Raw genomic sequence first — 4,866 nt, forward strand, 5'->3', positions numbered from 1 at the left:
TGTCCCGGCGACGTCGGCCCAGCTGCCGACGTCGGCGAGCACGGCGAGGTCGGCAGCGGGGCCGGAGCGGGCCCGCACCAGCTCGGCGGCCTCGTCCGGGCCGACCGCGCCGAGCAGCGCGACGACCGGTCCCTCCCCGGCCGCGCGGGTCAGCATGGCCAGCCCGGGCCCGAGACCGCCGAGCCGGGACGGCGCCACGCCGGCCAGCCGGTCCAGCAGCTCGCCGGGGCCCAGGCCGGCGCCGTGCTCCGCCGGGGCCAGTTCGCCGGCCTCGGTCACCACCCGCAGCGTCGCGCCGCGGCCGATCAGCTCGGTGCCGATGCTGGCCGCCGCCTCGACGAGCCACTCCAGGCTGTCCGGCGGGAGCGCGTCGGGGCCGGCGGGCGCGGCCCGGCGGTCGGCGGGGGAGCTCCGGGCGACCAGGTGGGCGCGCGCCCGGGTGTCGAGCAGCAGGGTGGCCTGCGCCCGCCACGGCCGCTCCTCCAGCCGCACCATGAGCTCGCCGGTGCGGGCCGTCGCCCGCCAGTGCACCTTGCGCAGGTCGTCGCCCTGCCGGTAGGGCCGGGTGCTGACGTCGTCCTCCCCGTGGACGGCGATCGAGCGGTGGGCGCCCGACCCACCGCCGCCGTGTCCGCCGCCCGGCCCGCCGGGGCCGAGCGGCACCACCCGGGGCACCACGACGAGCGGGGCGCTGTCGGCACCGGCCACGCTGCGCAGCACCAGGCCGAACGGGTCCACCAGCCGCAGCCGCAGCGGGCCGAGCCGGTAGCGGCCCCGACGCCCCCCGTGCACCCGGTAGTGCAGCGTGGTCGACCGGCCGCCGGGCAGCCGGTCGACCACGAACTCGGGGGCCGGCCCCAGCTCCGGCGGCACCGCCTCGGCCAGCAGCCACAGCCCGCCGGTGCTCCGACCGGCGTTGCTCAGCTCCAGACGCACCTCGGCGTCCCCGCCCCGCGGCACGCGGGCCGGGGTGACCGTCCGGCGGGACGCGACGCGGAACCGGTGCCGGGCCACGGCCGCGGCCGACAGCAGCGGCAGCGCCAGCACGAAGACCGCGGCCTGCACGAGCGGCTGCTCGCCGAGCAGCACGCCGAGCAGGAGCAGGGTGAGACCGGCGGCGACCAGGCACCGGCCGCGCAGCGTCAGGCTCGCCAGCGCGGTGGCGAGCGGGCCGGCCACGGTCAGCGTCCGCGGGGGACCGGGACGGTCCTGAGCAGGTCGCCCACCATCTGCTCGGCGCCCCGGCGCGCGGCGGCGGCGTCCGGGGTGGGCAGCAGGCGGTGCGCGAGGACCGGGACCGCGACGGTCTGGACGTCGTCGGGCAGGACGTGGTCGCGCCCGGCCAGCGCCGCGGTGGCCCGGGCGGTGCGCAGCAGCTGCAGTCCGGCGCGCGGTGAGGCGCCCAGCCGCAGGTCGGGGGAGCGGCGGGTGGCCTCCACCAGCGCCACCACGTAGCGGCGCACGGCCTCGGAGACGTGCAGCCGGCCGACGGCGGCGACGAGCGCCCGCACCCCGGCCGCGTCGGTGGCCGGGGTCAGCGTGGACAGCGGATCGGTGGTCACCAGGTCGTCCAGCATGGCCAACTCGGCCTCGCGGTCGGGGTAGCCCATGGAGACGCGCGCGGTGAACCGGTCCCGCTGGGCCTCGGGGAGGGGGTAGGTCCCCTCCATCTCGATCGGGTTCTGGGTGGCCATGACGAGGAAGGGTCGGGCCAGTTCGTAGCTGACGCCGTCCACGGTGACCTGGCGCTCCTCCATGCACTCCAGCAACGCCGACTGCGTCTTGGGCGAGGCCCGGTTGATCTCGTCGGCGACGACGATGTTGGCGAAGACCGCGCCCGGCTTGAACTCGAACTCGCGGGTCTCCTGGTCGTAGACCGACACCCCGGTCACGTCGCTGGGCAGCAGGTCCGGCGTGAACTGGATGCGGCGGACGTTCGCGTCGATCGAGGCCGCCAGCGCCTTGGCCAGCGTGGTCTTGCTGACACCGGGCACGTCCTCGACCAGCAGGTGGCCCTGGGCGAGCAGGATCACCAGCGCCAGATGGACGACGTCGGGCTTGCCGTGGACGACGCGGGCCATGTTCGCCGCGATGCGGGCGCCCTCCGTCGCGACGTCGACCGGGGCCTCCGTGTCGTCGGCGGTACGGGTCACCTCGGTCACGGAGCCTCCTCGCTGGCCTTCGTCGGCCGCGTGCCGACAGTGCTCTGCCCATGCGCGAGCTCGGTCACGGAGCCTCCTCGCCGGCGCTCGCCGGCCGCGTGACCGACGGTGTTCTGCCCCCTGCGCGACCTCGCGAGCTCGGTCACGTCCTCAACCGTACGTGTCCGGACACGCCCCGGGCGTGTCGTCGCGCACGGCCGAGGTCGCCCGGCGTCCCCCGCGGCCCCACCCCGTCCCCCCGCACGGCCGTCCGGGGCGACCGTCCGGGTGGGGCGCGGTGGGAGAGGCCCCCACTCCACCCCACCCGCGCCGGGCAGCCCGCGGACGACGCGCTGACCTGCGGGTGTGGCCGTGGGGAGCACCGGTCACGACATGGTGTCGAGTGGTGTCCGGTGGGGCGTAGTGGGTTACTGTGTGGCCCGGTGGGGAGGCAGGGCCCGTCCCGGGGGCGCCCCGGAGCACGAGGAGGAGCGATGGGGGAGGTGATCCGGTGTTCGTCGGCAGCTACCCGTTGCGCCTCGACGAGAAGGGCCGGCTCGCACTCCCCGTCCGCTTCCGCGAGCAGGTGGCCGACGGCATGGTGATCAAGAAGGGCCAGGAGCGCTGCATCTACGGCCTCACCATGGCCCGGGTCGCCGAGCAGAGCGCCGCCGCCGCCGCGATGGCGCCCTCCGACACCGCCGCGGCGCGCATGCGGGCCCGCATGAGCTTCGGGTCGATGGTCGAGGTCGAGCCGGACAAGACCGGCCGGATCACCCTCCCCGCCAACCTGCGGGAGTACGCCGGCCTCGACCGCGACGTCGTCGTCGTCGGCGTCGACACCCGCTTCGAGATCTGGGACGCCGCCACCTGGGACGCCTACGTGGCCGAGCAGGAGGCCATCTACGCCGACATGGAGAGCGAGGGGATGCCCACCCTCTCCTGAGTCGACGTCCCGCCCGCTCGACCCCTCCGGGCGCCAGCCCCGACCGAGCCGACTTCCCCGCGGCTCGACCGGTCCGGCCCGAGCCGCCTTCCCCGCGGCTCGGACCCCACGGCAGCGGAGGAGACGCACCGCCCACCCGGGCGCGCCGCCGGTCGACACCGGCGCGGGCCCGCCCGCGGGGCACCACCTGACGCACTTCCCCGGCGCCAGGCGGGCCCCGCGGGACGGGTCGGCCCTCCGGCCGGGTGTGCTCCCCACGGGCGGGCCGGGCGGTCGCTCGGCTCCCCACCCCGCCCCACCCTCCCCGGCACGATCCGCCGCCCCGTGCGCCCCACCGCCGCCCCCGGCTCCGGCGAAACGCCGCTGTCCTCCGCCCGCCGACCGCCGCCCACCCCCACCATGGACGGGCCTCCGCGCCCCGAGGGCGCCCCGACCCGTTCAGGAGCCGCCGACGATGAGCAGCACCGAGCCGGCGCCGGGAGGGCGGGATCCGTCCACGGTGCACGTGCCCGTCCTGCTCGAGCGGGTCACCGAGCTCCTGGGGCCGGCCTGCTCGACCGAGGGCGCCGTCCTCGTCGACGCCACCCTCGGCCTGGCCGGGCACTCCCTCGCGCTGCTGCGCGCCCACCCCGGGCTGCGGCTGGTCGGCCTCGACCGCGACCCCGACGCCCGCGCCGAGGCGACCCGCCGGCTCACCGACGCCGGTGCGGCCGACCGGGTCACTGTCGTCCCCGCCGTCTTCGACGAGCTGCCCGAGGTGCTCGACCGGCTCGGCGTCGCCGAGGTGCAGGCCGTCCTCTTCGACCTCGGGGTCTCCTCCCTGCAGCTCGACCGTCCCGACCGCGGCTTCAGCTACGCCGCCGATGCGCCGCTGGACATGCGCATGGACCCGTCGGCGCCGCGCACCGCGGCCGATGTCGTCAACACCTACTCCGCGGGCGAGCTGAGCCGCGTGCTGCGCGTCTACGGCGAGGAGCGCTTCGCCGCCCGCATCGCCCAGGCCATCACGCGGGAGCGGGAGCGGGAGCCGTTCACCCGGACCGGCCGGCTCGCCGAGCTGGTCCGCGCCGCCATCCCGGCCGCCTCCCGGCGGACCGGGGGGCACCCGGCCAAGCGGACGTTCCAGGCGTTGCGGATCGAGGTGAACGACGAGCTCGGCGTGCTCGAGCGGGCGCTGCCGGCGGCGCTGGACGCGCTGGCCGTCGGCGGCCGCCTCGCCGTCATCACCTTCCACTCCCTCGAGGACCGGATCGTCAAGCAGACCCTCGCCGCCGGAGCCGCCGACCGCACGCCGCCCGGGCTGCCGGTCCCGCTGCCCGGGCTCGGTCCGACGCTGCGGCTGCTGACCCGGGGCGGCGAGGCGGCGTCGGAGACGGAGGTCGCGGCCAACCCGCGGGCCGCGTCGGCCCGCGTGCGGGCCGCCGAGCGCATCCGGCGGGCCGCGTGAGCGCCATCACGGCGGGGACGGCGGCAGGGCCGCGGACGCGGCCGACGAGCGACGGTGAGGAGGCCACATGAGCGCCACCGCCCGCGCGGCGGGGACCCCGCCCGGGGACCGCCCGGGCCGGCGGACCCCGCCCCCGCTGAGGAAGGACCCCGTCCCCCTCGCCGTGAGAGGACCCCGAGAAGGACCCCGTCCCCCCCACCACTCGGAGAAGGACCCCGTCCCCCTCACCGCTCGCAAGCTCGCGGCGAGCCTGTGGACGGGGCCGGCCCGGGACGGGGCTGCGGCGAGCCTCCGGACGGGGCCGCCGGCGCACGCGACGGGCAGCACCGCCC

4 protein-coding genes are annotated in these 4,866 nt (G+C 77.6%); 2 read left to right on the forward strand and 2 right to left on the reverse strand.

What is annotated here, in order from left to right; genetic code table 11:
* Window positions 1-1,179: DUF58 domain-containing protein (locus E4P41_RS21205; RefSeq protein WP_135143177.1), on the reverse strand; the 1,179-nt coding region annotated here is incomplete at its 3' end.
* A gap of 2 nt (window positions 1,180-1,181) precedes the next feature.
* The gene (locus tag E4P41_RS21210; protein WP_348536514.1) at window positions 1,182-2,153 is read right to left on the reverse strand and encodes an AAA family ATPase; all 972 of its coding nucleotides are present in this window, start codon (window positions 2,151-2,153) and stop codon (window positions 1,182-1,184) included.
* A 499-nt stretch (window positions 2,154-2,652) separates the two neighbouring features.
* Between E4P41_RS21210 and mraZ the strand changes: the two genes are divergently transcribed.
* Both mraZ and rsmH read left to right on the forward strand, forming a co-directional pair.
* The gene (gene mraZ, locus E4P41_RS21215) at window positions 2,653-3,087 is read left to right on the forward strand and encodes a division/cell wall cluster transcriptional repressor MraZ (RefSeq protein ID WP_135143179.1); all 435 of its coding nucleotides are present in this window, start codon (window positions 2,653-2,655) and stop codon (window positions 3,085-3,087) included.
* Between the two features lie 454 nt (window positions 3,088-3,541).
* Window positions 3,542-4,534, forward strand: coding sequence for a 16S rRNA (cytosine(1402)-N(4))-methyltransferase RsmH (rsmH, locus tag E4P41_RS21220; RefSeq protein WP_135143180.1), 993 nt, complete (start codon window positions 3,542-3,544; stop codon window positions 4,532-4,534).
* The last annotated feature ends 332 nt before the right edge of the window (window positions 4,535-4,866 follow it).

The sequence above is a fragment of the Geodermatophilus sp. DF01-2 genome (assembly GCF_004571065.1).
Lineage (GTDB): Bacteria > Actinomycetota > Actinomycetes > Mycobacteriales > Geodermatophilaceae > Geodermatophilus.

Bases quoted from the DNA above. Each gene is read 5' to 3' on its own strand.
- rsmH (WP_135143180.1), top strand. From the start codon at position 3,542: ATGAGCAGCACCGAGCCGGCGCCGGGAGGGCGGGATCCGTCCACGGTG.